At 71.3% G+C, this 26,598-nt stretch carries 29 protein-coding genes; 6 read left to right on the forward strand and 23 right to left on the reverse strand.

Going from position 1 to position 26,598, the window contains the following annotated elements:
• Positions 1–25 precede the first annotated feature (25 nt).
• On the reverse strand, positions 26–2,086 hold the full coding sequence (locus BKI49_RS17375) for a HelD family protein (RefSeq protein WP_095935192.1): 2,061 nt from the start codon (positions 2,084–2,086) through the stop codon (positions 26–28).
• A 36-nt stretch (positions 2,087–2,122) separates the two neighbouring features.
• Positions 2,123–2,758: a TetR/AcrR family transcriptional regulator gene (locus tag BKI49_RS17380; protein ID WP_095935286.1), complete on the reverse strand. Its 636-nt coding sequence runs from the start codon at positions 2,756–2,758 to the stop codon at positions 2,123–2,125.
• Positions 2,759–2,896: 138 nt separating this feature from the next.
• Between BKI49_RS17380 and BKI49_RS17385 the strand changes: the two genes are divergently transcribed.
• Positions 2,897–3,868, forward strand: a complete 972-nt coding sequence (locus BKI49_RS17385) for a zinc-binding dehydrogenase (protein ID WP_095935193.1) — start codon at positions 2,897–2,899, stop codon at positions 3,866–3,868.
• 30 nt (positions 3,869–3,898) lie between these two features.
• Here BKI49_RS17385 and BKI49_RS17390 read toward each other — a convergent pair whose 3' ends face one another.
• From BKI49_RS17390 to BKI49_RS17400, 3 genes are all read right to left on the reverse strand, one after another.
• The gene (locus tag BKI49_RS17390; RefSeq protein ID WP_095935194.1) at positions 3,899–4,786 is read right to left on the reverse strand and encodes a hypothetical protein; all 888 of its coding nucleotides are present in this window, start codon (positions 4,784–4,786) and stop codon (positions 3,899–3,901) included.
• A gap of 62 nt (positions 4,787–4,848) precedes the next feature.
• On the reverse strand, positions 4,849–7,083 hold the full coding sequence (locus tag BKI49_RS17395) for a phosphotransferase family protein (protein ID WP_373557558.1): 2,235 nt from the start codon (positions 7,081–7,083) through the stop codon (positions 4,849–4,851).
• Between the two features lie 240 nt (positions 7,084–7,323).
• Positions 7,324–8,226, reverse strand: coding sequence for a winged helix-turn-helix domain-containing protein (locus tag BKI49_RS17400; protein WP_095935195.1), 903 nt, complete (start codon positions 8,224–8,226; stop codon positions 7,324–7,326).
• Positions 8,227–8,419: 193 nt separating this feature from the next.
• Between BKI49_RS17400 and BKI49_RS17405 the strand changes: the two genes are divergently transcribed.
• Positions 8,420–8,644: a hypothetical protein gene (locus BKI49_RS17405; RefSeq protein ID WP_143658465.1), complete on the forward strand. Its 225-nt coding sequence runs from the start codon at positions 8,420–8,422 to the stop codon at positions 8,642–8,644.
• Between the two features lie 67 nt (positions 8,645–8,711).
• On the opposite strand, the gene BKI49_RS17410 is transcribed toward BKI49_RS17405, so the two are convergent.
• Together BKI49_RS17410 and BKI49_RS17415 are read right to left on the reverse strand one after the other, a co-directional pair.
• Positions 8,712–9,500: an HAD family hydrolase gene (locus BKI49_RS17410; protein WP_095935197.1), complete on the reverse strand. Its 789-nt coding sequence runs from the start codon at positions 9,498–9,500 to the stop codon at positions 8,712–8,714.
• Positions 9,449–10,327: a GntR family transcriptional regulator gene (locus BKI49_RS17415; RefSeq protein ID WP_095935198.1), complete on the reverse strand. Its 879-nt coding sequence runs from the start codon at positions 10,325–10,327 to the stop codon at positions 9,449–9,451. The genes BKI49_RS17410 and BKI49_RS17415 overlap by 52 nt, the downstream gene beginning before the upstream one ends.
• A gap of 205 nt (positions 10,328–10,532) precedes the next feature.
• Here BKI49_RS17415 and BKI49_RS17420 point away from each other — a divergent pair, with 205 nt between their 5' ends.
• A complete protein-coding gene (locus tag BKI49_RS17420; RefSeq protein WP_095935199.1) occupies positions 10,533–10,721 on the forward strand; it encodes a hypothetical protein in 189 nt (62 codons plus the stop codon).
• A 57-nt stretch (positions 10,722–10,778) separates the two neighbouring features.
• Here BKI49_RS17420 and BKI49_RS17425 read toward each other — a convergent pair whose 3' ends face one another.
• Complete coding sequence (locus BKI49_RS17425) at positions 10,779–11,687, reverse strand: winged helix-turn-helix domain-containing protein (protein ID WP_095935200.1); 909 nt, start codon at positions 11,685–11,687, stop codon at positions 10,779–10,781.
• Positions 11,688–11,903: 216 nt separating this feature from the next.
• Between BKI49_RS17425 and BKI49_RS17430 the strand changes: the two genes are divergently transcribed.
• Positions 11,904–12,089, forward strand: a complete 186-nt coding sequence (locus BKI49_RS17430) for a hypothetical protein (RefSeq protein ID WP_028804356.1) — start codon at positions 11,904–11,906, stop codon at positions 12,087–12,089.
• A gap of 205 nt (positions 12,090–12,294) precedes the next feature.
• On the opposite strand, the gene BKI49_RS17435 is transcribed toward BKI49_RS17430, so the two are convergent.
• From BKI49_RS17435 to BKI49_RS17445, 3 genes are all read right to left on the reverse strand, one after another.
• Entirely contained in the window at positions 12,295–13,551 is a 1,257-nt protein-coding gene (locus tag BKI49_RS17435; RefSeq protein ID WP_095935201.1) for a GNAT family N-acetyltransferase, read from the reverse strand.
• Between the two features lie 99 nt (positions 13,552–13,650).
• A complete protein-coding gene (locus BKI49_RS17440) occupies positions 13,651–14,655 on the reverse strand; it encodes an asparaginase (protein ID WP_095935202.1) in 1,005 nt (334 codons plus the stop codon).
• Between the two features lie 415 nt (positions 14,656–15,070).
• Positions 15,071–15,724, reverse strand: a complete 654-nt coding sequence (locus BKI49_RS17445; RefSeq protein ID WP_095935203.1) for an RsiG family protein — start codon at positions 15,722–15,724, stop codon at positions 15,071–15,073.
• 388 nt (positions 15,725–16,112) lie between these two features.
• On the opposite strand from BKI49_RS17445, the gene dtd reads away from it, so the two are divergent.
• Positions 16,113–16,538 carry a D-aminoacyl-tRNA deacylase gene (dtd, locus tag BKI49_RS17450; RefSeq protein ID WP_095935288.1) on the forward strand — a complete coding sequence of 142 codons (426 nt, stop codon included), beginning with the start codon at positions 16,113–16,115 and terminating at the stop codon, positions 16,536–16,538.
• Positions 16,539–16,580: 42 nt separating this feature from the next.
• On the opposite strand, the gene ygfZ is transcribed toward dtd, so the two are convergent.
• The 6 genes from ygfZ to BKI49_RS17485 all read right to left on the reverse strand — a co-directional run bounded on the left by ygfZ (position 16,581) and on the right by BKI49_RS17485 (position 21,557).
• Entirely contained in the window at positions 16,581–17,555 is a 975-nt protein-coding gene (ygfZ, locus tag BKI49_RS17455; protein WP_028804351.1) for a CAF17-like 4Fe-4S cluster assembly/insertion protein YgfZ, read from the reverse strand.
• A 9-nt stretch (positions 17,556–17,564) separates the two neighbouring features.
• On the reverse strand, positions 17,565–18,002 hold the full coding sequence (locus tag BKI49_RS17460; RefSeq protein WP_028804350.1) for a Fur family transcriptional regulator: 438 nt from the start codon (positions 18,000–18,002) through the stop codon (positions 17,565–17,567).
• A 35-nt stretch (positions 18,003–18,037) separates the two neighbouring features.
• A complete protein-coding gene (locus tag BKI49_RS17465; protein WP_095935204.1) occupies positions 18,038–18,613 on the reverse strand; it encodes a heme-binding beta-barrel domain-containing protein in 576 nt (191 codons plus the stop codon).
• A 249-nt stretch (positions 18,614–18,862) separates the two neighbouring features.
• The gene (locus tag BKI49_RS17475; RefSeq protein ID WP_257004835.1) at positions 18,863–19,897 is read right to left on the reverse strand and encodes a hypothetical protein; all 1,035 of its coding nucleotides are present in this window, start codon (positions 19,895–19,897) and stop codon (positions 18,863–18,865) included.
• Positions 19,894–20,835 (reverse strand): hypothetical protein, encoded by a 942-nt coding sequence (locus tag BKI49_RS17480; protein WP_257004836.1) that lies wholly within the window; start codon positions 20,833–20,835, stop codon positions 19,894–19,896. Before BKI49_RS17480 ends, BKI49_RS17475 begins: the two co-directional genes overlap by 4 nt.
• The gene (locus BKI49_RS17485; protein WP_257004837.1) at positions 20,832–21,557 is read right to left on the reverse strand and encodes a hypothetical protein; all 726 of its coding nucleotides are present in this window, start codon (positions 21,555–21,557) and stop codon (positions 20,832–20,834) included. The genes BKI49_RS17480 and BKI49_RS17485 overlap by 4 nt, the downstream gene beginning before the upstream one ends.
• Positions 21,558–21,830: 273 nt before the next feature.
• Between BKI49_RS17485 and BKI49_RS17490 the strand changes: the two genes are divergently transcribed.
• Positions 21,831–22,193 carry a DsrE family protein gene (locus BKI49_RS17490; protein WP_095935207.1) on the forward strand — a complete coding sequence of 121 codons (363 nt, stop codon included), beginning with the start codon at positions 21,831–21,833 and terminating at the stop codon, positions 22,191–22,193.
• 28 nt (positions 22,194–22,221) lie between these two features.
• Here the strand turns inward: BKI49_RS17490 and BKI49_RS17495 are convergent, their stop codons facing one another.
• From BKI49_RS17495 to BKI49_RS17520, 6 genes are all read right to left on the reverse strand, one after another.
• Positions 22,222–22,482, reverse strand: a complete 261-nt coding sequence (locus BKI49_RS17495; RefSeq protein ID WP_028804344.1) for a DUF3099 domain-containing protein — start codon at positions 22,480–22,482, stop codon at positions 22,222–22,224.
• Positions 22,483–22,616: 134 nt separating this feature from the next.
• Positions 22,617–22,904 carry a DUF1416 domain-containing protein gene (locus tag BKI49_RS17500; protein ID WP_028804343.1) on the reverse strand — a complete coding sequence of 96 codons (288 nt, stop codon included), beginning with the start codon at positions 22,902–22,904 and terminating at the stop codon, positions 22,617–22,619.
• Between the two features lie 30 nt (positions 22,905–22,934).
• Positions 22,935–23,780 (reverse strand): sulfurtransferase, encoded by an 846-nt coding sequence (locus tag BKI49_RS17505; protein WP_095935208.1) that lies wholly within the window; start codon positions 23,778–23,780, stop codon positions 22,935–22,937.
• 142 nt (positions 23,781–23,922) lie between these two features.
• Positions 23,923–24,003 (reverse strand): putative leader peptide, encoded by an 81-nt coding sequence (locus BKI49_RS36335; RefSeq protein ID WP_350310325.1) that lies wholly within the window; start codon positions 24,001–24,003, stop codon positions 23,923–23,925.
• A 277-nt stretch (positions 24,004–24,280) separates the two neighbouring features.
• Positions 24,281–25,024 (reverse strand): LmeA family phospholipid-binding protein, encoded by a 744-nt coding sequence (locus BKI49_RS17515; RefSeq protein WP_095935209.1) that lies wholly within the window; start codon positions 25,022–25,024, stop codon positions 24,281–24,283.
• A gap of 150 nt (positions 25,025–25,174) precedes the next feature.
• Positions 25,175–26,593, reverse strand: coding sequence for a hypothetical protein (locus BKI49_RS17520; protein WP_095935290.1), 1,419 nt, complete (start codon positions 26,591–26,593; stop codon positions 25,175–25,177).
• Positions 26,594–26,598: the final 5 nt, after the last annotated feature.

Below are 26,598 nucleotides of genomic sequence, written 5' to 3' on the forward strand. Positions count from 1 at the left end.
TGGCCGCCGCTCGCCGGCGGCGGGCTCACCAGGGCAGCGGCCGCGCGTGGACGACGTCCAGCCGTGACACGGCCCGGGTCAGCACCACGTACAGCCGGTGCAGCCCGCGGGCCTCGGCCTCCGCGACGGCGGCCGGTTCGACGGCCACGACGTGGTCGTACTCGAGTCCCTTGGCGAGGCCGGCCGGCACCACCGCGACGCGTGCGCCCAGCTCGTCGGGACCCGACGCCCCGATGCCCGCGGCGGTCAGCGCCTCCCGCACCCGTCCGGCGTCCTCGTCCGCGGCGATGACCCCGACGGAGCCCTCCAGCGCGAGCGCGGCGCGGACCGCGTCGACGGTCGCGGGCAGCACATCGGGCACGGGCCGGATCGTCACCGCGCCGTCGCGGCGCAGGGCCCGGGCGGGCGGCACCGCCACGTCGAGCCGGTCCAGCAGCCGGTTGGCGATCTCGACGACGGCGCCCGGCACCCGGAAGCCGGTCGTCAGCGGCACGACGGCGGCGCCCGACTTCCCCAGATGGGCGAGGAGTTCGCCCCAGTCGCGCGCCGCCCAGGGCGTGGTGCCCTGCGCGAGGTCCCCGAGCACGGTCAGCGATCCGAAGGCGGCCCGCCGCGCGATGGCCCGGCACTCCATGGGCGACAGGTCCTGCGCCTCGTCGATGACGACATGGCCGTACCCCTCGGGGTGTTCCACGAGTCCGGCGATCTCGTCGAGCAGGACGAGGTCGGCGGCGGACCAGCGTGCGGACTTGTGGGAGCGCGGCGGCTTCGCCCACAGGACCGCCTTCTGCTCGTCGGCGTCGAGGATCCCGTCGGCCGCCTCCGCCAGCGCGTCCGCGTCGGTGAGGATCCGGGTGAGCACCTCCTCCGGGCGCTGCCGGGGCCACACCGCGTCGACGTAGGCGGTGACCGGCCGGGCCCGCGCGATCTTCTGTGCCCACGCGTTGGTCTGCGGTCCGGAGCGCCGCTCGGCCTGTTCCCGCACATGACGCACGACCCGCGTCCGCACGCGCTCACGGCCGACGGCGTACGGCGGTTCCTCGGCCCGCACGTCGTCCACGATGCGCCGGAGCGCGCCGTCCGGGACGCGCCAGCGGTACGAGCCGTCGGGCACCGCCAGCGACTCGACGGGCCCGCCGACCGCGCCGTACAGGGCCCGGTGCAGCACCCGGGCCATCCGTGCGTCGTGCTTGACGACCGCGGCACGCTCGTCGTCCCGACCGGTCACCGGGTGCCGGGCGATCTCGTCCCCGACGGTCGACTGGCGCACCCCCGTCTCGCCGAGCGCGGGCAGCACCTCCGAGATGTACGAGAGGAAGGTGCGGTTGGGGCCGAGGATGAGCAGTCCGCCGCGGCGGATGCGCTGCGGATGCGTGTAGAGCAGGTACGCGGCCCGGTGCAGGCCGACGGCCGTCTTGCCGGTGCCGGGGGCGCCCTGCACACAGACCGAGTCGGTGAGGTCACCGCGTACGAGATCGTCCTGGTCGGGCTGGATGGTCGCGGCGATGTCGCGCATGGGGCCGATGCGGGGGCGCTCGATCTCGCCCGTGAGGATCCGGCTGTCGTGCGTCTGCCCCGCTCCGACGTGCTCGTCCTCCAGCCCCGTGAGGTCGGTGGAGTCGCCCCGGCTGCCGGGGGCCCAGCCGAAGCGGCGCCGGACCGCGACGCCCTGCGGGTCGTGGGCGCCCGCCTGGTAGAAGGCGCGGGAGACGGGCGCGCGCCAGTCGACGACGAGGGGCGGGGCGGCGGGGTGCTCGGTGATCCGCAGCCGTCCGATGTGGTAGCTCTGCCCGGCGTGTTCGCCGGCCTGCGCGCCGGTGCGCTCGAAGTCCAGCTTGCCGAAGAACAGCGGCCCGTGGGGCAGTTCGCGCATCTCCTTCGCCCGGCTGCGGAGCCGGTATCCGAGCACTTCGGCGTCGGCGCCGGAGGCGGAGACGTCCTCGCCGGTGAAGACCTGCTCCTGCGCGCCCTCGACCATGGCGGCGAGGGCGGCGCGGCAGGTGTCGTGGTAGGCGCGCTCGCGGTCGAGGGAGCCGCGGAGGGACGGGGCGCCGGGCTGTGCGGAGGCAGGGTCGGGTGGCGTCATTCCACCCAGGATAGCGGAATGCGTTACCGAGTTAAATTATTTACTTGGTTGTACAGGCTGGGCCAGCTCGGGCAGCCCTGCCGCCAGCCGCGCGAACGCCCGCTCGGCGGCGGCGACGGCATCCCCCCGCACCTGCGCCACCGTCTCCCCGTCCGCGATCCGCCGCCAGTTCTCCAGCGCGAGGATGCGCCGCACCGCGGTGATCTGCCCGGCCGCCAGCCGCGCGTCGAGGCCGCCGCCCAGGGCCTCGGCGAGCGCCCCCTCGGACCGCTCCAGGTACTCGTACAGCCGCGCCACCAGCGACGGCGTGCCGTAGAGCAGCCGGAGGTAGGCGAGAACGGCGGGGTGGTCGTTGAGCCCGGTGACGGGGTCGAGCCGCCCGAGCCCGTCCAGGAAGTGCGCACGCAGCGCGCCGATCACGGACTGCCCCTCCGGACGGCCGGCGACCACCTGCGCCGCCTCCGTCTCGTGGTCGGCGAACCGGTACAGCACGAGGTCCTCCTTGGACGGGAAGTACCGGAAGAGGGTCGGCTTGGAGATCTCGGCGGCGGCCGCCACCTCGGCCACCGAGACGGCGTCGAACCCCTTCTCCAGGAACATTCCGATCGCGATCTCGGAGACGTCCTCGTACATCCGCTGCCTTTTGCGCTCGCGCAGTCCGGTCTCACCCATGGTCATGAGCGTACGCACCACCGGGGCCGCCCAGGGACGACGCTTGACCTCAACCGGACTTGAGGTCGAAGACTGCGGGCAGTGATCGACGGCTCGTCCCGAGTCGACCCGACGGAAGATCCTGCTGAGGAGTGACCCATGCGAGCAGCTCAGGTGAAGGCGTTCGGCGGACCCGAGGTACTCGCCCCCGTGGATCTGCCCGACCCGGCGCCCGCGCCCGGCGAGGTCGTGATCGACGTCGCCTACGCGGACACGATCCATGTGGAGGCCCAGATACGGGCGGGCTGGGGCCGCGAGTTCTTCCCGGTGACACCCCCGTACGTTCCCGGGGGCGGTGTCTCCGGGGTCGTCGCCGCCCTCGGAGCGGACGTGCCGGACGAGTGGCTGGGCCGCCGCGTGGTGTCCTTCGTGCAGGGCAGCTACGCGGAGCGGGCCGTCGCCCCGGTGTCCGCCCTGACGGTCGTACCGGACTCCGTGGACCTGCTCCGGGCCGCGGCCCTGGTCCACGACGGCGTCACCGCCTCCGGCCTCCTCGAACGGACCGCCGTCAGGGCCGTCGACCGGGTCCTCGTCCTCGGCGCGTCCGGAGGCATGGGCACGCTCCTGATCCAGCTGGCCCGGGCCCGCGAGGCCCGCGTGGTCGCGGTGGCCCGGGGCGCCGCGAAGCTGGCCCTGGTACGGGAGTTGGGGGCGGACGCGGTGGTCGACGTGACCCGTCCGGACTGGGTGGCCGCCGCACGTGAGGCCCTCGGCGGCCCGGAGCCCGCCGCGGACGTCGTCCTCGACGGCGTCGGCGGACCACTCGGCGCCGCCGCCTTCCCGCTGACCGCCGACGGCGGCCGCTTCTCCGCCCACGGAGCGCCGACGGGCGCCTTCTCCCCCGTCGACCCGGCCGAGGCCGCCCGCCGCGGCATCACACTCTTCGGCATCGCGGACGTCCAGTTCTCCCCCGCCGACCTGCGCCGCTTCACCGCCGCCGCCCTGGAGGAAGCCGCGGCGGGACGCCTCCACCCGGTCGTCGGCGAGGTGTTCCCGCTGGACCGCGCGGCCGAGGCGCACGCGGCCATCGAGGACCGGCGGCTGGTGGGGAAGGCGCTGCTGAAGGTGTGACGACGGGCGCGGACCGGGCGGTGGCGGGGTTCAGCTTCCCGGCCCCCGCCGCCAGCCCGGCGCGAGCGACAGGTTCCACAGGTCGTCGAGATGCTTGTTCCACGTGGCGACCACCGCTTTGGCGTCGTCGCCGGCTCCCCGGGACCAGACGCTCAGGTCGGTGCGGTAGCCCTTGGGGTCGTAGAACTCGGGCCCCGCACTCCGCAGCATGGTGCGCGCCGCCACGTTGTAGAGGCCGTGCAGTACCACTTCCCGGTTGAAGATGCAGATCTTGTCCCGCGGTATGCCGGGATAGACGCGGTACTCGCACTCGGCGCTGACCCGGCCCAGGCCGTTCAGACGCTCCTCGATACCCGACAGCGTCTCGTCGTACTCCTTGCACTTCACCTCGATGCGTTTGCGGAAGTCGGGGTCGTCCACCGGCGCGCCGTCCTCGCCCACCCGCGCCGGAACGGTCATCCGCTGCCCGAAGTCCGGGATCAGCACCCTGACGGAGACGTGCCTGGTGGGCCCGGGGTCCTCCAGCAGCTTCTCCAGCCGGTGGAACATCTCGTTGCAGAGCGTCTCACCCGTGTAGCCGAGGAAGGTGATCTCCACCTCGCGCGCCCTGAAGGCATCGTTGACGAAGGTGCCCAGTTCGCGCGACTCGACCTGAACGCGCGGCGGCCTGCGGAGCGTCGCCGAGAGGTCCTTGACCGTGTCGTACAGGACGTAGCCGACCAGGCTGAGCAGGGCGCCACCGAGGAACGCCTTGTCCTCCAGGGCGTCTCCCACCGGTTTCACGAACTGTGCCGTCAGGCCGGTGACGAAGATCGTCAACAGCAGCATCCGCGTGAAGACCGGCTCGTAGCGTTCCTGGAACCGCCTCAGGTGCGCGCCCACGCCGCCGTCGGCCGCCCTGCTCCCCCCTCCGGACATGCGCCGGGCCTCCTCCCGTTCCGAAGGGTCCTGCGGCGCCTTCCGGCCCGACGGGCGGCCCGTCAGACGTCCGCGGAGACCTCAGCCGTCCGTAGGTCTCCATCGTTGCGGGACATCAACGCCCGGGCAAGGTAGGGGTTCGCCGGCGCCTTCCACTTCTTCGGGAGGCCCAGCGCGGCGGTGGCCGCGGCCAGGGTCATCGCGTAGGCGTCCACCGCGCGGCGGACGTTGGGGGCCTCCAGGCTGTCGCCGGTCACCAGACGGTCCAGGTCCACGTACGCCGACCGGACGACCTCCATCCACCGGTACACGCGCCAGTCCTGGTGCCAGCCCTTCGTGCAGTCCTCGGGCAGCGACCGGTACCAGCGGGAGAACAGTCGCTCCCGGATCTCGGCGCGGGTGGGGGTCAGATGCATGTGGCGCACCAGGTCGTACAGCGGGTCGCCGATCATCGCCATCTCCCAGTCGATGAGGGTCAGCCCCCCGTCGTCCCGGCGGACCAGGTTCCACGGGTTGAGGTCGCCGTGCAGCAGCACCGGCCGGCGGGGAACCACGGTATGGCGTTCGAGAATCTCCATCAGCCGGTAGCTGCTGGGCAGTCCCAGCTCGCGCGCCACCTCCGCGGTGGCCTTGGGCAGCGCGTTCACCATGCGGACCAGTTCGTACTGGAGCTCCCAGTAGAACTCCGACCCCCGCATGAAGGGGTCCAGCTCGGTGCAGTCGACGCGGGTCAGTGCGGCGAGCTGGTCCACCAGATCGTCCGCCTCGTGCGGCAGGAGCCCGCTCTCGGGATGGACCGGCGGCCCGAAGCCCTCGGCCGATCCTTCGTACGAGTGAATGGTGAATGGTTCTTTCAGACCGCTGGTGCCGAGAGCGAGCACGCGCGGGGCACGCACCGGCGTTCCGGACCGCTCGATGGCCCTGAGCACGGCGTGCTCGTCGAGAAACCGGCGCTCTCTGGGGTTGGCCGAGCCCACTTTCCGCCGGACCATGACCGGGAACGCGACTCCGGGGACGCGGACCGCCGTGTTCAGATGGGCCGTCCCCTTGAACACCCGGTCCGCGGAGGCCGCGCCCTCCTCGAACAGCGCGTTGTTCACCGCCGTCGCGGAGAACTCCGGATGCTCCGGTACCCGCGGGTCGGGATCCCAGACGATCTGGAAGACGGACCTCTCACGGCTGGCCTTGACCCCGTTGGACTCGTTCCACCGGAAGAGAATGCGTTCGATCTCCCCCTCGTCCGGCACCTTCTTGAGGCGCAACGGTTCCTCGGCGGCAAGCAGCGCCCGGTGCACCGCACCCGTCGCGGCGTCCAGGTCGCGCTGGTCGAAGGTGTCGCCGAGCAGGGTGGCGGCCCGCATCACATCCGGGTAGACCGACTGCGCCCGCTCGAACGCCAGATAGTGCTTCAGGTCCCGGTCGAGGCCGTCGACGGCGTTGCTGCGCCGGCTGCCCATGGCCTCACGCCATGCCTCGATCACCTCGGACCACTGGTGGTCGGGGTACTGCATCCGCACCAGATGGGTGGCGAGGTCGTGCAGCGGGTCCCCGAAGGACGCCAACTCCCAGTCGACGCAGATCAGGGGCGGGTCTCCGAGATACGAGACGATCACGTTGTCCCGGTGGAGGTCGGTGTGGAGCAGGCTGAAGGGCCGTCTGATCAGCGCGGGCACCCGCTCCGCGAACCGCACCAGCGCGTCGTCCGGGATGCCCAGCATCGCGAACAGGCCGCCGAATTCCCCCCAGTTCCGCTGCCGGATCTGCTCCTCCGCCGCATGTGCCAGAGCCAGTAGGAAGGCCCTGCTGTTCCGGCTGGAGCGGGGCCAGGACAGCGGCAATTCCGGCAGGTGCTGTCTGCGCACCTGCGTCATGTCGGCGAACAGCCCCGCCAGCGCCGCGATGAGATCGGCATCGACCGGTTTGCCGTTCGGGCAGATGCTGGAGAGCGGCACACCCTCCACATAGCTGAGGATGGTCATGTCCCCGCGCTTGACCAGGCAGCGCGGCACGTGCGGCAGGAAACGGCGGATCCTGTCGAGAACCTCCGCCTCGTCCTGCCAGGTCCTGATGACGACGGGCAGCGCGGAGGGGATCGGCTCCCGCACGGTGACGGCCGCGCCGTCCTCGCACTCCTTGAGAGCGGACTGGCCCCCGGACAGCGGGCGCACCATGTAGTTCAGATTGTGGTGCCCCCGGCCGAACGACCCCAGGGCCCGGGCATAGCGCACGAAGGCGTCGTACTCGGCGTCCGCCGCCCTTGCCGGAGCGGGCCTGAGAGGCAACGGCGGAACGCCCACGGGTCACTCCTGAATAACTGTGCGTCGCCATTGATGTTCATGCGCCGCGAGAGAGGTGAGCACACCTTAGTGCTCGACAGGGTTTACGGACGGTCGGACGACTGCATTCGATACCGACCTGAGAGAGATACCACCCGAGAGCCTCACGCCGTTCGAAGTCGGTCTGGTTCCGGATGCGTTTCAGGGTGTGCCGGCCCGCACTCGCGCGGGTCGGATCGCCCCATGGTGTGTCAGGTCGGTTCAGGGTGTCTCGGCGAGGAGGTTCCAGCAGGAGTTGAACCAGCCCTGCATGCTCTCCATGAAGACGGACCCCGGTGAGTCGGGATCGCCCTCGTCATTGACGTGGCGGGTCAGCGTCGAGCCCAGACCGAGGACGTCGAGCGCGTCGACCTCCGTGCCGTCGTCCAGCAGGATGGGGCGCTCCACCACCTCGTAGGGCCCGAACAGCGCCTCGACGCCGGGCCGCAGATACAGCTTGTACGTCGGGACCAGCGGCACGTAGCGGATCACGGCATCGGCGGACGGGACCAGCCCCTCCGCCTGGAGGTCGAGCAGCGCGACGCGCAGCGAGGTCGTGTGCCGGCGCGTGATGCCGCGCAGCCGCTCCTGCAACCGGTGCGGCCGGCCCTGCTCCTGGAGCTCTTCCTCCACGCCCGTCACCCGCGCCCGGGGGTAGGGGAGGTCGATCGACTCCGCGGGCAGCAGCATGCGCAGCTCGATGCGCTCGGGCCGGATCTCCCCGAGGCGGATGCGTTCGGCCTGGAGGCGGATGTGCGCGTCCAGCGACTCCGAGGTGAGGGTGAACACGTCCAATTGGACTACCGGTTGAGCGAAAGCCCGGGCGATGAAGGTGCCGAGCGCCGCGCGTACCCGCGGCGGCTCCTGGCTCGACGTACCCGCGTGCGTCGGCTTCTTCACGACCCGCGTGCCGCTGCCCTGGCGGGACCTGATCCATCCTTCGCTGTTGAGCTCCCGTATCACCCGTTGCACGGTGTCCCTCGACACATCGAACATCTCGGCGAGTTCGCGCTGCGGAGGGAGCTGGGAGTCGAGCGGGTAGGTGCCGTCGGCTATCCGGGTGCGCAGCGTTCCGAGGACACGGTCGAACTCCGTGCCGCCTCCGTCGCCGCGCTCTTCGCCCACATCGCGACCGTACCGCTCTCCACGCTCGGGCAAACCGCTTTCAGTCACATTGGTGGCCGGATGCGCCGGTCGGCATATCCGGCAGACGCCTGCCCGTTAAGCGATCAGTCAGGCAGGGCACACCAACTTCAGGGCAATCAGTCCAATTGGACAGGTAGTTGATCGATTCTCTGAAGCGGACGGGGTGGGGGACGTGGTCTTCTTTCAACTGGTGGGGACGATCATTCAATTCGAGATGGGGCAGGTGGTGCAGACACGGCTCGGAGCGGTCGGTGGCCTGGGACTGCTCCTGCTGGCCCTCGCGCCCCTGCTCGTACGACTCTCGCTCTCGGTGATCAGGCGGACGGTTCGCGAGCACCCGGGCTGGTGGGCGCTCGGGCTCCTCGTCTGTCTGCTGGCGATGAGCCTTCAGGCCTGATCCCGGCGACGGTCCGTCAGGTCCGATCCCGGCGGCGGTCCGTCAGGTCCGATCCCGCGCCGAGAGCTCAGCCCTGGTCGCGGACCAGCCGCAGCACCGGCTCCAGCGAATCCACCACATGCTCCGCACCCGCGTCCCGCAGCAGCTTCCCCTTGTCCTCGTTACGCGCGTAGCCGAGAAACGGAACGCCCGCCTGCCGGGCGGCGACGAGGTCCGAGGGGGCGTCGCCGATCATGAGGGCAGCCGACGGGGCGGCGCCCAAGGCGTTCAGGGCACGGTTGAGGCAGTGCGGATCGGGCTTGAGGCGGTGCAGATCGCGCGTACGCCCGTAGATGTTGGGCGCGAAACACTCGGTGAGCCCGCGGCTCGCGAGGTACCCGGCCGCCGTGCGGGGGGAGTTGTTGGTCGCGATCGCCAGCCGGACACCGACCGCGCTCCAGGTGCGTATGAGCGGGTCCGCGAAGGCGGTGGGCCAGGCGGAGGGCACCGCCTGGAGCTCCTGGTAGGTGAGCCGCTCCTCCAGCTCCGCCACCAGGTCGCTGCGCGGGTCCCGCCGGTTGACCGCGTACAGGACAGCCATCGGGTCGGGGTGGACACGCTCGTCCTCGGTCAGCAGCCCGAGCAGGCCGTGCTGCTCCAGCCACTCCACGAGGTCCTTCGCCACATCCTCCGCGGAGTGCCCCGCGAACAGCCGGCAGATGGGACCGTCGAAGTCGAAGAGGACATAGCGGGCGTGGGTGATCACTTCCCGTAGGTTCTCTGTCTCTGTTGCCACCGATTCAGTCTGCGCCGTATCAGAAGTCACTAGGAGAGTGTCAGGTCCGTGGTGATGGTTTCCCAGAGGGCGTCGAACCACTTCTGGGATTGCTCCACGAAGGCGGCGTCCCGCTGGCCGGCCCGCTTCTCGAAGGAGAAGAGGAGGGACGCGGAGCCGAGGGCGTCGTACATCTCCAGGATGCCGCTGTCCACGGCCTCCTCCCGCTTGGTGACCATGTAGTACGCGATCAGCGCCTCGGTCTCGTTGAGCAGGTAGAGCTTCACCGGCGGGGTGAAGGGCAGGGCGCGGAAGGTCACCCTGACATCGATGCCGTGCGAGGAGCGCAGGGACTGGAGGTTGTGGCGCAGGACGACGACCTGGGCGTTGCGCTGGTCCAGCCAGCGCTTGTGGACGGGGTCGTCCTCGCCCTGGGCCTCGACGGGGACCGGGAAGGCCAGGTTGATGTCCCGTGACGGCAGCAGGATCCGTACGTCGATCGAGGCCGGGCGGATCCTGCCCTCGTGGATCTGCCGGACCGGATCACCGAGGGCCAGCATCAGGGTCTCCGCGGTGAGACAGGCGGCGTCGACGCGTACGTGAGGCACGGAGAACGCCTCGGTGAGACGCGGCGCGAGGCCCACCATCGTCGGCTGCGGTTCGTCCCGCACCGGGGGGACCTCTGCGATCCGCGGCGGGCTGCCCTTGCTGACGTTGCTGAGGAGACCGTCCTCCTGGAGCGCGCGGAGGGCCTGGCGGACGGTGCCGCGCTCGACACCGAACTCCTCTGCCAACTCCGCCTGGGTGGGCAGGCGGTCGCCCGCCCTGAGGTCTCCGGCGCGGATGCGCTCGCGCAGCACGTCGGCGATCTCCTGGGGCGAGATCTTTCTGCTGCCGTTCACTGCCACGTTCTCCTGGGTCACGACCAGACGTTACAACTTGCGTCCATCTAACGGGAGTTGTTCGGAAGTTGTTTATGGACATCGACCAACTGGGGACAACCTATACATAGTTGGTAGCCAACTCGGCCAAGTTGGCGGAAGTTTTGCCTCCCCTCCCGGCCGTGCTCCCGTCGCCCCACCGGCCCCGCACCGGTCTTCCGTGAAAGAAGGACCTGAAGAAGGAGGAACCACCATGCCCGCCATCGCCCTCCTCTCCGCCGTCTTCGTCGTCGGCTTCGAACAGCTCGTCCAGTGGCAGTACGGTCCCATGGGCATCGTGGGACTGCTGCTGCTCACCATCGGGCTCAAGGCGAAGAGCCCCGCGTGCAGTTCCATCGGGGCCGTCGTGCTCGCCCTGATGGTCGCCGCCCCCGCCCTGTGAGCTGCGAGGACCGCCGACCCGACGTCCTCCGCCCGCAACACCTCCGCCCGGGAGACCTCAGCTCGTGAGCACCAGCTCCGAGCTGATGGTCTCCCACAGTGCGTTGAACCACAGGTGGGACTGCTCGACGAACGTGGTGTCCCGCAGCCCGGCACCCTGGGTGAACGGGAAGAGCATGGACTGGGTGCCCTGGACGTCGTACATCTCCAGATGTACATGGTCGATCTCCTCTTCACGCTTGACGAGGGTGTAGTACGCGAAGAGGGCCTCGGCGCCGTTGAGCAGATACAGCTTCACGGGCGGCGTGAAAGGGAGCGCGCGGAAGGTGACGTTGACGTCGATGCCGTGCGTGGAGCGAAGGGCGAGCAGGTTGTGCCGCAGCACCTGGCCCTGGGCGTTGCGGTTGGCCAGCCAGTTGCGCTGGAGCCGGCCGTCGGACGAGGCGTCGACGGGGGCCGGGAAGGCCAGGTCGATGTCGCTGCTCGGGAGCAGTACCCGGACATCCACCTTGGCCGGTTTGATACGCCCGGCATGGATCTGACGCAACGGCTCGCCCATGGCGAGGGTCAGCGAGATCGACGTCAGGCACAGCGCGTCTATCTCCACGTGAGGGGCGGCGAAGGCCGCCGTGATCCGCGCGCCGAGCGCCACCGTGGTGGGCTGCGGCCTGACCTCGGGGCCGGTCAGGGCCTTCTCCGGCTGGTCGGCGACGGTCGCCGGGCTCCCCTTGGACATGTTCACGAGCAGCCGCTCGGACTGCAGGATGCGCAGCGCCTGGCGCACGGCCGCGCGCTCCACGCCGAACTCGTCGGCCAGCTTGGCCTGTGTGGGCATGCGCTGACCTGCTCGCAGCTGACCGGACCTGATCCGCCTGCGCAGCTCGTCGGCCACCTCACGGTGTGACGCGTGGGGCCGTGGTGACCTGTTCCGCCCATTGACGGGGGCATGTTCCGGGTCCACGACCAAACACTACAACTTCCCGCCATCTTTGGGCAGTTACTGGATAGGTGGTTATGAGTCGACCCAACGCGGAGATAAGTAAGAGTGAGTTGGTCGCCAACTTCAGCAACATGGTCAAACTTCCGGGGGGTTGGCCGTCGGAGTCGCACCTGTCAGCCAGGTGGGCCGGACGGACGGTCCTCAGCGGGGTCCCGCCCGCTCCGTCCCGAAGGAGGGATCGTCATGCCGTTCATCGCCCTCGCCGTCGCCGCCCTCGCCATCGGATTCGAGCAGCTCGTCCAGTGGAAGTACGGGCCGATGGGCATCATCGCGTTCGTCGCACTGTCCATCGGGCTCAAGGCCAAGAACACCGCGATCAGCGGCATCGGGGCCGTGATCCTCGTGATGCTGCTCGCCCAGTCCGGCTGACGGGCGCCCACCGTCCGACAGTCCGGCTGACCGGGCTCCCTTCCGGAGGGGAGCCGGGAGCTCGGTCAGTCCGCACCACCGGGCACCGCCCGGCACGACAGGGCACCGCCCGGCACAACCACAACTGAATCGCTACGGATCGACGTCGTCGCACATCGGCCCCATGGCCCCGGCCACGAAGGAGGTACGAAGGTACGGAATCAGTTCAGAACAGGTCCGGGCACCACGGTCGCCTGGACGTGCGGAGCAGGGCGTCGGCAACGGAGGCGGCGCCCTCTCGTTCTTCCCGCACCCGCCCCAGCGCGGCGAGCCGCACCGCCGACTCGTCGCCCAGCCACAGGGCCGCCAGTTCGCCCACGTCCAGCGTGAGGTCGGCGGCCCGCGTGGTCGGCGCGCAGGACGCGCCGTCCGGCCCCGCATCGAGCGCGTACCGGCCGGCCGACAGCCCGTCCCGGTCCGTGACCTCCAGGACCAGCGTCCCCGAACCCGCGTAGGTGCGCGCCTCCAGGGCCCGTACGACGTCCAGGACGCGCACCCACAGCCAGTCCGACTGCGTGGTGATGCGCGCGGCGCGCGGATCGGGCAGGAAGTGCGGCAGCAGGTCGTCGGGAGCCCGCCAGCCCGACTTGACCCGGGCGATCCAGTCGATCGAGCAGAGGTACCGCCACAGAGCGCGCTCGGCCCGCGGGGTGACCGCGATCAGCCAGTTCACGTCGGCCGTGTTCAACGGCTGCTTGGCGTCACCCCAGTTGTCGTCCGCCTCGTACGAGACCAGGCCCTCGACCTCGCCCTCGGCCGAGCGGTACGTCGCGTAGAACGGCTCGGTCCACGGCGAGCGGTCCAGCACGAGCGCGCCGGTGTTGGCCTGCCACCAGCGGTCGTCACGGCTGACCGCGCCGGGCTGGGCACGGCGGAGCCGCTCGTGCAGTTCGGGGCCGGTCTTGCGGACGTCCTCGCCGTCCACCAGGTCGATGCGGCCGCCGTCGTCCGGGCCCGCCCAGCGGGGATCGAGGCCCGTGCGCGGTACGTCGATGGTCCACTGGGCGGTGCTGGTGGCGGGACCGAAGCCGTACCGGCCGTAGATCGGGTACTCCGCCGCGATCAGGGTCGCGACGACGTCTCCCCGCTCCTTCGCCGCCGCCAGGTCGGCCGCCATCATGCGGCTGAGCAGGCCGCGTCGGCGGTGCGTGGCGGTGACCGTGACGTTCGAGATGGCGTCGGCGGGTACGGCGGCACCGCCGACGACGGTGAGCTCCTGCGGGAAGGACCGGAACGTCGCCACGCACCGGGCGCCGTCGAAGGCGCCCAGGGTGCGCTCGGGCACGATGTAGGAGCTGCGGTCCGCGAGCTCCCGCTCCGACACGGCCGGCGACCGCAGGAACCCTGTGTTCAGCGCGCGGATCCAGTCCGCGGTCTCGGCCTCGGTGATCGCTCGCACGTCTGTGGTGTCGCGGGGGCTCATGGCGCCACGCTAGGTGTACGGCGCGGCGGATGTCGCGGCGTTTTCCGCCGCCCCACCCGGCCGCCCGCGCCCCGCCCCGTGCGGACCGGGTGGGTTCCGTCAGAACGCCACCCGGATCTCCCCCACCTCGCGGCCCCCGCCCAGCAGCGGCGAGCGGCCGATGCGTGAGACGACCGGGGCGTCCACGCCGAGCAGGCCGAGCGCGCGGGCCAGCACCGGTCCCAGGGCGCGGCCTCCGCCGTCGTCGATCTTGAAGGCGAGGGCGCGGCCGTCCGGCAGAGCCACCGCCTGGACGGCCTCCGCGCCCATCTTGGACAGGGCGCCCGGGATCTCCCGCATCAGCCAGGTGTCGGGGCGGCGCGTACCGGCGACGTACTCGGGGTGGGCGCGCATCGCGTCGGCGACACGGCGCTCGGCGGAGCCGGGGGCCGCGAGGACGAAGGAGCGGAAGGCGCGGGCGAGGCCGGTGAGGCTGATGGCCATCAGCGGTGCCCCGCAGCCGTCCGTGCCGACCGCGGCGACGGGCTCGCCCGCCGCCTCCTCGACCACGGAGTGGATCAGCTGCTGGAGGGGATGCCCGGGGTCGAGGTACGACTCGGTGGGCCAGCCGCGCTGTGCGCACACCGCGAGCATCGCCGTGTGCTTGCCGGAGCAGTTCATGGTGACGCGGTCGCGGACCTCGCCGGTGGCCAGGTAGGTCTCGGCCTCGGCCGGGTCGAGCGGCAGGTCCGGCGGGCACTGGAGCTGGGTGGCGGCGAGCCCGTGCTCGTCCAGCATCTTGTGGACGAGATCACGGTGGAAGGTCTCGCCGGAGTGGCTGGCGGCGGCGAGGGCGAGCCGCTCTCCGGCCAGTTCGAGGCCGGCGCGCAGCACGCCCGCCGCCTGCATGGGCTTGTTCGACGAGCGGGGGAAGACCGGCGCGGTCACGTCGCCGAGCGCCAGCTCGACCGTCCCGTCCGCGGCGAGCAGCACCAGGCTGCCGCGGTGCCGCCCCTCGACGAATCCGGAGCGCACGATCTCGGCGAGGACGGGGTGCGCGGGCGTCGGGGCGGGCGCGCGGGATATGGCGGGGTCTGCGGTGGTACGGGCGGGGACGGCGGACATCGGCGGTGGCCTTCCGGGACGGGGACCCGTTCAGGCGGCCGGACCCGGAACGTCGCCGGATCCGGGGCCCGGCTCCCGCGCACCGGGCCTTCCGGGCCGGGACACGGTCACCGCCGCCACGGAACCGGGCACCGGGCCCGGTCACGGCCGTCGCGGACGCGGACCGGTCCCGCCGGGCCGGGCACGGCGCCGCCACCACGTCCCGGATCTCCCGGGCGGGGGCTCGGCCACCGCCACCACGGCCCCGGTCACCGGGCCGCGTGCGACCACCGCCACCGCGGCCCCGGGTCTTCCCGGGCGGCGGCGCGGGAGCCCCGGATCCGGTCCGGCCGGCCGGGAGGTCCCCGGGCCTCGGCCGGCCCCGGGGGAGCCGCCGCGACCGCCGCACGGCCCCGGGATCACCGGGGCCGCCGCGTCACATGAGCAGGTCGTCTACTTGTGCTTCTCCTTCACGGTACCTGCGGGCGATCTCGGCGCTGCAGTCGTCGGCCGTGCGCTGGAGCTGCTGGCGCCGCCGGGAGACCTGCTGCTCGTAGCGGACGAGCCGTCCCAGGCCCGCGCCGAGCTCCTCGTCGGTGCGGGCGTCGAGGTCGGAGAGCTCGACCTCGGCGAGCATGTCGGCGGCCAGCCGCCGGTACTCCTCGCCATGGGGTGTGCCCACGGTCACGTGCCGGGCCGACGAGCGGTGCCGGGCGGGCGCGTCCGTCAGGATCTCCGCGAGCCGTGCGACGACCGACACCTCGAAGGAGTCGGGGGCCTCGGGCCCGCCCGGCTCCGGGGAGGGGATCCGCAGGCCGCCGCGGCGGGCCAGTTCCGCGCGCAGGATGTCGATGCGTCCCTGGAGGAGCCGCCGCACATAGCTGAGGTCGGCCTCGTCGCGCTGGGCGTCCCGGCGCAGCGTCCGCAGTTCGGGCAGCCGGAGCACGGCCAGGTCGTGCGGGGGCGGGTCGACGGACAGGGGGCTGTCGGTGCGCTGCGCCGGGGGCCGCGCGGCCACCCGACCGGCCCGTGGGCTCGTCCGGGTCAATGACACGGCTGCGGGCGGCTGCCCGGTACCAGGTGTGCTCATCTGCCTCTACCGTCCCCTCGACCGGCGCGGTCCACCCCACGTATGCACCGCAACAACTGCATCGTGCCACCCCAAGTGGTCGCTATGTGACCGAGTGCCCCCGATCGGCCCCAGATGGGGGGTTAGCGCCCCCGGAAATCACGCGAAGGGAGCCGGGCGCGCGCGTAGGTCCGCGCGGCGCCCGCGCCGGGCTCGCACGGCGCCCGCGACAGAACTGCGCGGCGTGCGGGACGACCCGCGCGACACCTCTCGGGCGCGGCCCGAGGCGCGTGACGGGGCCCGTACGGCACGCCTGGAGGCGCCTGATGAAGATGGTCCCCGCGATGCGCGTGTGGCGCGTGAGGGCCCGCGCGACGTCGCGGCGCGGCGGCACGGCATCATGGGCGACATGCGTGCGGTGGTGCAGAGGGTGGACGGCGCGAGCGTCGTCGTGGAGGGCGAGACGGTCGGCGAGATCACCGGTGAGGGACTGTGCGTCCTCGTCGGGGTCACGCACGAGGACACCAAGGAGAAGGCGGCCCAACTCGCCCGCAAACTCTGGTCCATCCGGATGCTGACGGAGGAGAGGTCCTGCTCCGACTCCGACGCGCCGCTGCTCGTCATCAGTCAGTTCACGCTGTACGGCGACGCCCGCAAGGGCCGCCGCCCCACCTGGAACGCGGCCGCGCCGGGCGATGTGGCGGAACCCCTCGTCGACGAGGTCGTCGCCCAGCTCCGCGCACTGGGCGCGACGGTGGCGACGGGCCGCTTCGGCGCGCAGATGCGGGTCTCGCTGACGAACGACGGCCCGTTCACCGTGCTGCTGGAGATGTGACCGCGGGGCACCGCCCCGCGGCCGGGAGCCGGGAGACAGACCCTAGGGCTCGACCACGACCTCTTGGGCCGCCGCCGTCGAGTCCGCCATGAGCGGCGCGTCCACCGGCACGTTCCGCTTCACCAGGGCCAGGGCGACGGGGCCCAGTTCGTGGTGGCGTACGGACGTGGTGATGAAGCCGATCTTGCGGCCGTCGGGGCCGTCGGCCGCGAGCCGCAGTTCGGTGCCGTGCGGCGGCAGGTGCACCTCGCTGCCGTCGAGGTGCAGGAAGACGAGGCGGCGCGGGGGCTTGCCCAGGTTCTGCACCCGGGCGACGGTCTCCTGGCCGCGGTAGCAGCCCTTCTGGAGGTGCACGGCGGTACCGATCCAGCCCAGTTCGTGCGGGATGGTGCGGTGGTCGGTCTCGAAGCCCAGCCGGGGACGGTGGTGCTCCACCCGCAGCGCCTCGTAGGCGAGCAGCCCGGCGGGCGGCCCGTGCTTCGCGGTGTCCTCGGCGTACGGCTCCAGGTCGGCGCGCGGGAGGAAGAGGTCACGGCCGTACGGCGTCTCACGCACGACGACGCCCTCGGGGACCTCCGCGATGGAGCCGGCGGGAAGATGCACCACCGCGAACTCGGCCGTCGAGTCGGCGACTTCGACGCGGTAGAAGAACTTCATCGACTCCAGGTACGCGATCAGCGCCTCCTGGGTGCCCGGCTCCGTGTGCATCCACACCGTCTCGCCGTCGTCGACGAGGTAGAGCGCGTGCTCGATGTGACCGTGCGCGGAGAGGATCAGCGCCTCGGTGGCGCGGCCCACCGGGAGGTCCGTGACGTGCTGGGTGAGCAGCAGGTGCAGCCAGCTGAGCCGGTCCTCCCCGGTGACGGTGACGACACCGCGGTGCGAGAGGTCGACGAAGCCCGCGCCGTCGGCGAGGGCGCGCTGCTCGCGGAACAGATCGCCGTAGTGGGCGGCGACGCCTTCGTCCACGCCCTCGGCAGGGACAGCGCCGGGCAGGGACAGCAGGGGGCTCTTCATGCGCCTAGCCTACGACTTGGTAGTTGAACTCTTGAGGGTGCAGTCACGGCAGCGCCCGAAGATCGCGAAGTGCTTCATGTCCGTCTCGAAGCCGAAGGTCTCACGCAGCTTCGCGGTGAACTCGGCGGCGACCGACACATCGGCCTCGATGACGTTCGTGCAGTCGCGGCACACCAGGTGGATGTGATGGTGCCGGTCCGCGAGGTGGTACGTCGGCGCGCCGTGTCCGAGGTGCGCGTGACTGACCAGCCCCAGCTCCTCGAGGAGTTCGAGGGTCCGGTACACCGTGGAAATGTTGACCCCCGACGCCGTCTTCCTCACTTCCACGAGGATGTCGTCGGGGGTCGCGTGTTCCAGGGTGTCCACGGCTTCGAGCACGAGTTGCCGCTGCGGGGTCAGCCGGTAGCCGCGCTGCCGCAGATCGCTCTTCCAGTCGGTGCTCACCACACCAGAGAGTCTAGGACCACTCCGGGAGACGATGACTACTTGAAGAACGCGATGCCGTCGTCCGGCATGTCGTCGGGCAGGGCCTTCGCCCAGCGCTCGACGTCCTCCGGGGTGACGACCTTCTTCAGGTGCGCGGACATGTAGGGGCGCAGCTCGACCTCGGGGGTCTGCTTCTCGCCGACCCACATGAGGTCGCTGTGCACGTAGCCGTACAGACGCTTGCCGCCGCTGTACGGGCCGGACGCGGCGGTGCGCGCCACGGCGTCCGTGACCAGGTCGATCTGCGGCTTCTTGTCGGCCAGCTCGCCGTACCAGATCTCGACGACGCCGTCGTCACGGGTCATCACGGCCTCGACCTTGCGGTCGGCGTCGACGCGCCAGAAGCCGGACTCGCTCTCCAGCGGCCTGACCTTGTTCCCGTCGGCGTCGAGCACCCAGGTGTGCGAGTGGTACTCCAGGAAGTCGCGCCCGTCGTGCGTGAACGTGACCTCCTGCCCGAAGTTGCACTTCTCGGAGCCGGGGAAGTCGTGAACGCCCGCGCCGGCCCAGTTGCCGAGCAGGAAGGCGAGGGGGACCAGGTCCTTGTGGAGGTCCGACGGGATCTCGATCATGAGCAGCTCAGAAGTCTCGTAGCGTCAGTTCGGTGACTGCGGTCAGCGCTGGCCCTGGTACAGCTTCTTCACGGTCAGACCGGCGAAGGCGAGCACGCCGACGCAGACCAGGACCAGCAGGGTTTCGAAGAAGATCTCCACAGGGTGCTCCTCGGATGAGCGGATCGGCGGTACACAAGGCCGGGCCCCAGCTTACGCGGCTGGGGCCCGGCTCTCTCTGTCAGGTACGCCCTCGCGGGGCCGCCCGGCTCAGCCGAGCAGCTGACTCTGCAGGATCACCGTCTGCTGGAACGGGACCGCCTTCGCAAGGCCCTTGTGGGACTGCACGACGAGCGCGACGGTGTCCCCCGCCGACAGGTACGCCTCCCGGACCTGCTCGGCGCCGTACGGCTTGCTCTCCGTGTACGCGAACCGGGTGATCTCGTCGACCGCGGCGCGCTCCGGGAACTTCTCGTCCCGCTCGGTGCCGGTGACACCGCGTACCGCGAACTGCGCCGAGTCGTAGTTCGCGAGCTGGGTGGAGGCCAGGTCCTCCGCGACGGCCGCGGTGTCGAACTGGAGCAGGTAGATCCGCGTCCGCGTGCCGTCGGCCGCGGTCCAGCCGCGCGCGGCGATGTGCCGCAGGCCGTAGTCGGTCAGCAGCTGGCCGACGGTGTCCCGGTCCGTCTTCTCGGCGTACTCGGCCAGGAACGCCTTCCGCGTCAGCCAGCCGTCCTCGCCGCGCAGCGCCGCGTCGGCCTTCGCGCCCTTCGGCGCGGGCAGCACGAGCTTGCGCAGGTCGGCGTAGTGGCTGCCGCTCGTGTTCGCCTCGGCGAACGGGCCCGGGCTGCCGGACGGCAGCGGCGGCTTGCTGATCGTCGGGTAGTCCCAGCGTCCGTCGGTCTGCGTCGCCAGACCCGGTACGTCGGTGCGCTCCATCCGCGTGATGCCGTACGCGGCGGCCGTACCGACCGCCGCGAAGACCACGGTGGCGGCCGTCCAGCGCAGCACGGCCCGCAGGACCCTGCGGTCCTTCTTCACCTTCACCGCGCCCGCCTCGGACACCTGGCCCTCGACGGTCACGGGCACCTGGCCCTCGACCGCCTCGGACACCTGGTCCTGGACGGCGGCGGGCGGCGCCTGCGGCAGGTCCGGCACGGGCGGAGCCACCGGGGCCGGCGGCGCCTGGACCGCGGCCGGCGGTGCGGCCGGGGCCTGCGGCTCCGCGGGGGCGGGCGACTCGCTCTGGTGCGAAGCCGCCTCCGGCTCCGCGGGCGTCCCGGTCGGTGTCGTCTGCTCGGTCATACCGCCTCCCCCGGCTCCTCGATGCGGTCGAGCTGCTCGCGCAGGAGCTTCGCGACCCCCTTGGTGTTCAGTGGCTTCGCCGCGTACGCGGTGGCGCTGACCAGCACGTCTCCCTGGTACGCGGAGCAGACCATCATGTCGAGCTTCTCCTCCTTGTCCTTGGGCGGCAGGAAGCACTTGGCGTTCTTGTGGCCCTCGATCTTCGGCCCGTGCCGGAAGACGGAGAGGGCCTCCAGGAACTCGTTCTGGAACGTCGACATGTTCCGCACGGCCCGCTTGTCCTCGATCTGCGCCAGCTCGATGCTGACGGTGTAGGTGCCGTCGTCGTCGAGCGTGGAGCCGCCGTAGAGGTAGCTGCGCATCGCCATGCCCTTGGTGTGCTGCTTGTCGATCTCCTTCTCGATCCGCCGCCGCTGGGTGCGGGGCAGATCGCGGACCGACTCCTTGCGCAGGGCGGCCGCCTCGCCGCCGCTGAGCGCGGCGTCCGAGCCGAACCCGGCGATGTCGGGGCCCCGGGTCCAGCCGTCGTCGTACGGCACGAGCATGGAGGCGAGGGACGAGGAGCTCTTCGCCGCCTTGGCCTCCTCCTTCTGTCCCTTGGGGAACTTCCAGGTGGGCGCGCCCGCGTCGCGGTCGGCGTCCTGGACCGTGACGACGGTGTAGCCGACACCGCCGACGAGCGCGCCGACGAGGACGAGGGAGCCGACGACGGCGGCGACCCGGCCACGGCGTACGGGCTTCTTCGCGGGCGCGGGCTCCTGGGCGAGGTCAAGGGCCGGTGCCTGGACACCGTCCGACACGGGTGTCGGAGCGGGAGCCGGGGCGGCATCCTGCGCGGGTGCCGGAGCGGCATCCTGCGCGGGAGCGGGAGCCGGGGAGCCGGCCGTGGGGGTCGCGGGCTGCTGCGCGGGTTCCGGGGTCGTCGGTTGCTCGGTCACAGCCGCTCCATCTGCCGCTTGGCCAGGTCCATGATCTTGGACTTCGGGATCGGCTTGGTGTCGTAGATCCAGATCTCCATGGCGATGTCGCCGCGCGAGGCGGACGCCTGCGCCTTGTAGAGGGGCAGGTAGCCGGCCTTCCTCTCGACCTTGAAGAGGTAGACCATGCCGTCGCCCGCGCCCGGGATGGGCCAGCTGCTGGTGTCGTCCGTGTTCCACCAGGCGACGCGGTCGGAGGCACCGAGGCTCTCCTCCTGGCGGTACTGCACCAGCCGGATCTCGACGCTCTGGTTGCTGCCGACCAGCCAGCTGGTGCCGGCGGCCCGGCGGTACTCCGATTTCACGAGGTCGCCGAACTCGCGGTCCGAGTCCTCCAGCTGGTCGGCGTAGTCGGCCATGTTCAGCCAGCCGTCCTCGCCGGGCTCCCAATCGGGCACCTTCGTGCCCTTGGGCCGCTTGATCAGCAGCTTGCGCAGGTCGCCGTCGGTCTTCACCCGGCGGTCCTGGGCGGCGGACAGCGGCTCGGGGCCTTTGCCCTTGGCCTGCGCCATCACCGGCTGCGACAGCGGCGGCAGCTTGGTGGGCTCGCGGTCGGCCTGCACCAGATAGCCGGCGCAGGTCCCGGCGACGAGGCCGAGCACGGCCGCCGTGGCGACGAGCAGGGTCGTACGGCCGCGTCGGCGCGCGGGCCGCGCCGTGGTGCCGTCCGGCTCGGCCGGCACGGCGGACGACTCCGCCGGCACGTCGGCCGGTACGTCGGCCGGCCGGGCAGGCTCGGACGGGCCGGCCCCGCCCGGAGCGGCCGTGCCGGAGTCGGCAACCGGCACAACTCCAGGTACGACCGGTCTTTCAGGTGTTTCGGGTCCTTCAGGTACTTCCATGACGTCCCCCCACAGAACGTGAAGCGCAGATTCCGTATCCGCGCGCACAGGAGACCCATGGCTCATGCATGGAGTTGTACGGGACTTGATTACGATTCGGACTACCATTCGGCCATGGCGAAAAAGCTCGTGATCAAGGTGACGGCGGGGGCCGACGCCCCGGAGCGCTGCTCACAGGCGTTCACCGTCGCGGCGGTGGCCGTGGCCAGTGGCGTCGAGGTCTCCCTGTGGCTGACCGGCGAGTCCTCGTGGTTCGCCCTGCCGGGCCGCGCGGCCGAGTTCGAGCTTCCGCACGCCGCACCGCTGCCGGACCTGATCGACTCGATCCTGGCGGGTGGCCGCATCACCCTGTGCACCCAGTGCGCCGCACGGCGGGAGATCACGGAGGACGACGTCCTCAAGGGCGTGCGCATCGCGGGCGCGCAGGTCTTCGTCCAGGAGGCGATGGCGGACGAGACGCAGGCCCTCGTCTACTGACACCGCCGGGGGCGGCGGGAGCGCGGGTTCACTGGCGGGGTTTCTTGCCGTCCAGCTCGTCCCACCACTTGTCGGACTCGGGATCGCCGGAGGGATCGTCCCACCAGCGGTCCTCGGGGCCGCGCCGGTTGGCCACCATCGCGGCCACCGGAGGAATCACCATCGCCACCACGCACATGCCCACGGCCACGGGAATCGACCAGAGGCGCACCACTCCCCAGGCCAGGACGAAGAGCCCGATGCACGTCCCCATCATGGCGAAGTACACGTGACGCCTGCGTGCGTACATACCACCAGCGTAGGCCCGTGGAAGCCGGGTGGCGCAGGGATGCGCGGGCCCCGGGCAAGCCGAAGGGCCGCACCCCGATCCGGTAAGCGTCCAACCCCCGGGGGTGCGGCCCTTCGGCCGTTCTGGCGGTGCCGTCAGACGGCGATCGCGACCTCGGCGAGGCCGCCCGTCTGGGCGACGACCGTGCGGTCGGCGCTGCCGCCCGGGACCAGGGCGCGCACGGTCCAGGTGCCCTCGGCCGCGTAGAAGCGGAACTGCCCGGTCGCCGAGGTCGGGACCTCGGCGGTGAACTCGCCGGTCGAGTCCAGCAGGCGGACGTAACCCGTCACCGGCTGGCCGTCGCGGGTCACCTGACCCTGGATCGTGGTCTCACCGGGCTTGATCGTCGAGGCGTCGGGGCCGCCGGCCTTCGCTCCACACATATTTCGATTCCGTCCTTCAGGCCTTGGGGGTTACTTGTTGGCGCCGAGCTCGATCGGCACGCCGACCAGGGAGCCGTACTCGGTCCAGGAGCCGTCGTAGTTCTTGACGTTCTCCACACCGAGCAGCTCGTGCAGCACGAACCAGGTGAGCGCCGAGCGCTCACCGATGCGGCAGTAGGCGATCGTGTCCTTGGCCAGGTCGACCTGCTCGTCGGCGTACAGCTCCTTGAGCTCGTCGTCCGACTTGAAGGTGCCGTCGTCGTTGGCGTTCTTCGACCACGGGATGTTGCGGGCGGTCGGGACGTGGCCCGGACGCTGGGACTGCTCCTGCGGCAGGTGGGCCGGGGCGAGCAGCTTGCCGCTGAACTCGTCGGGCGAACGGACGTCGACCAGGTTCTGCGAGCCGATCGCGGCGACGACGTCGTCACGGAAGGCGCGGATCGCGGTGTTCTGGGCCTTCGCCTTGTAGTCGGTGGCGGCGCGCTCGGGCACCTGCGAGCCGTCGACGAGGTCGCGGGAGTCGAGCTCCCACTTCTTGCGGCCGCCGTCGAGGAGCTTCACGTTCTCGTGGCCGTAGAGCTTGAAGTACCAGTAGGCGTACGACGCGAACCAGTTGTTGTTGCCGCCGTAGAGGACGACGAGCGTGTCGTTGCCGATGCCCTTCGACGACAGGAGCTTCTCGAAGCCCTCCTGGTCGATGAAGTCACGGCGCACCGGGTCCTGGAGGTCCTTGGTCCAGTCGATCCGGATGGCGTTCTTGATGTGGTTCTTCTCGTACGCCGACGTGTCCTCGTCGACCTCGACGACGGCCACGTTCGGGTCGTCCAGGTGGTCCTGGACCCAGTCGGCGTCTACCAGGACGTCGCTGCGGCTCATGCTCTTTCTCCTCCGGGGCAGTTGCGGCGGGGCGGGGCGTTAGAGAGAAATGCGCGGTCATGCCGGTGAGGGCTGCGCGGCGCAGGGGTGGCCCGACGAGAGAGGTCGAGGGCCCGGCTCGCGGAAGTCGGAACGCTTCCGCTCAGAAGGTGCGACAGAGCATGGCGGCGACGCGGCACAGGTCGACTGCCCGCCGCTTCGTGAGATCCGCCTGTCGCTTCATGCGTCCGATCGTAGGGACGGACAGGCGGGCATGTCACCGGTGTGTCGCATGCTGAGATGCGATCATCCATACTGTGGGACGGATCAGCTGCCGAGGCCACGCCCGCACGGTTTCCGGGTTCCCGGATCCGTCATCACATCTGCTGTACGGACCAGGCCGTCTCGCCCCTCGGACATCCGGCCGCCCGGAGGCTCGCACAAGGCCCTCGGGCCGCGGCGCGCCTGCCCGGCCCAAGCCGCCGCGCCCCGACCGGCTGCTCGACCGACTCCCCGACCAGCTACCCGACCAGCTTGACGTCCGAACCCTTCACCGAGATGTCCACGCCGTCCTCGGCCGCCTCGACCTTGTCGAGCTCGATGCCGCCCGGCAGCTCGTCGATCTTCTGCTGGAAGTCGGTGATGGACCGGATACGGCCCTCGGCGAGCTCGACGCCCAGCTTGGGCAGCGAGTCGGCGTGCACCCTCACCGTGTCGCCGTGGACGCTGACGGAGCTGAGCACGGAGACCGGCTGGGGCAGCTTGGTGCCGAGGACCGTCGCCGAGACCGTGACCTTGACCTTGCCGTCGCCGCCGTCGGAGAGGCCGATGACCTGGGCGGTGACACCGGGGGCCACCTGCGCGGGCTCGGACTTGGCGGCCTTGAGCAGCTCGTCGTAGGAGATGGTGGCGGTCCCCGTGGCGCTGTCGGCGGTGGCGGAGCTGTAGTCGCCGCTGAACGCGACACCGTGCATCTCGGCGTTCAGGTCGTCGATCCGGATCTTGGCGGTGGCGGCGTTCGTGCCGCCCGTCGACGCCTCGTAGTCCTTGATGCCGATCTTCACGTCGTCGAGCTCACCGCTGACCACCTGGGTGAGGAAGGGGAAGCCCTCGATGGACACGTCGGGCGTGCTGGACAGTCCCTCGGTGCTCTTGATCCGGTCGGCCGCCTCGTCCTCCGCGAATCCGACCGCCACCCGGTCCGCGATCACGAACAGGCCGCCCAGGACCACGACGACGATCAGGATTATTCGCAGCGCGCGCATGCTCGGTGTTCCCCCACCTCGGCCGGCTCGGTCGGTCTCGACGACCCGGATGGCCGTCCAGCGCGAGCCTAACCCCGGCCGGGGACCGGCCGGGGTTGCACAGAAAGTTGTCGATCACCTGTGACAAGCCGCCGGACGGGCCGGCGGGCCTCAGCCCAGCGCCCTGCCCAGCAGGTAGACCGCCGGGGCCGCCGCGGCCAGCGGAAGGGCGACACCCGCCGTGAAGTGGACGAACCGGGACGGGTAGTCGTAGCTGGCCACCCGGTGCCCGATCAGCGCGCAGACACCCGCGCCGAGGCCGAGGAGGGCCCCCTTCGCGCCCAGGTCCGTCGCACCGCCCAGCGCGACGCCGGCTCCCGCGGCGGCGAGCAGCGCCACCGCGACGGAGGCCGCCGTCGGCAGCGGCAGCGCACGGGCCAGGATCGCCACGGCGACCGCGGCCGCGCCCACCGTGACGGCGTCCGGTTCGGCCGCGAGGTGTCCGGCCGCGACGATCGACAGCGCCGCCGAGGCGACGGTCGCCATCAGGCCGGACATCCGGGTGTCCGGGTCGGCGTGGCTGCGCAGCTGCAGGACGAGGGTGAGGAGCACCCACACGCCGAGCGTGCCGAGGATCGCGGCGGGCGCGTTCTCCCGGCCGGCCCCGAGCAGGGCGACGTCGGCGGTCACCGCGCCCAGGAAGGCGAGGGCGATGCCCTGCCGGGCCGGCCACATGCCGTTCAGCCGGAACCATCCGGCCGCGGTGACGGCCTGGAGGAGGACGAGGGGGACGAGCAGGGCGTACTCCCCGACCGCCGCGGCGCCGGACATCAGGAGCCCGAGGGCCGCCGTCAGCCCGGCAGGCTGGATCCCGGGCTCGATGATCGGCGAGCGGCCCTCGGCGCGGGCCCGCTGGGCGTCGGTGACGCGCGTGTTGCCGGTGAGGGTCGGCGGACCGTACCCGGACGCCCCGTCCTCGGCGGGCGCCCCGGGCTGCTGAGGCTGCGCCTGGACGTGCGTCGACTGGGCCTGCGCCTGCTGGTGCTGCGGATGGACCGGCTGCTGCGCCTGCTGGACCGGCTGCTGCTGGTACTGGGCCTGCGGCTGCTGCGCCTGCTGGTGGTGCTGGGCCTGCGGCTGCTGGTGCTGGACGGGCTGCTGCTGCGCCTGGTGGCCCTGCTGCTGGTACTGGGCCTGGGTGTGGTCCCAGCCCTGAGCCGCACCGTGCGCGTTCTCCTGCGGAAGCGGCTGCGCCGTGACGCCCGGCCCGTACCCGTGCCCGTATCCGTGCGGCTCCTGGTACCCCTGACCCTGATCGTGCCCCTGGCCGCCCTGCACGTGCCCCTGGCCCTGATACGCCTGCTGATACCCGTGCGGCGGCAGGTGGGCCGTGTCCGCGGCCGGCACCGGGGGCTGCATCTGGGTCTCCCAGGTCTGCCCCTCCCACTGCTGGGTGTGCTGCTGCCAGTCGGGCTCGGGCGCGTTCTGCTGCTGCGGGTGGTGCGAGGACGGCTGCGACTGCTGCTGCCGATACGGGTCGTATCCCTCGTGGGGATGCTCGTACCTGCCCTCGTGCGGCTGGTTGCTCATCGTCT

Source organism: Streptomyces sp. Tue6028 (assembly GCF_002300165.1).
In the GTDB taxonomy this organism is placed as follows: Bacteria; Actinomycetota; Actinomycetes; order Streptomycetales; family Streptomycetaceae; genus Streptomyces; species Streptomyces siamensis.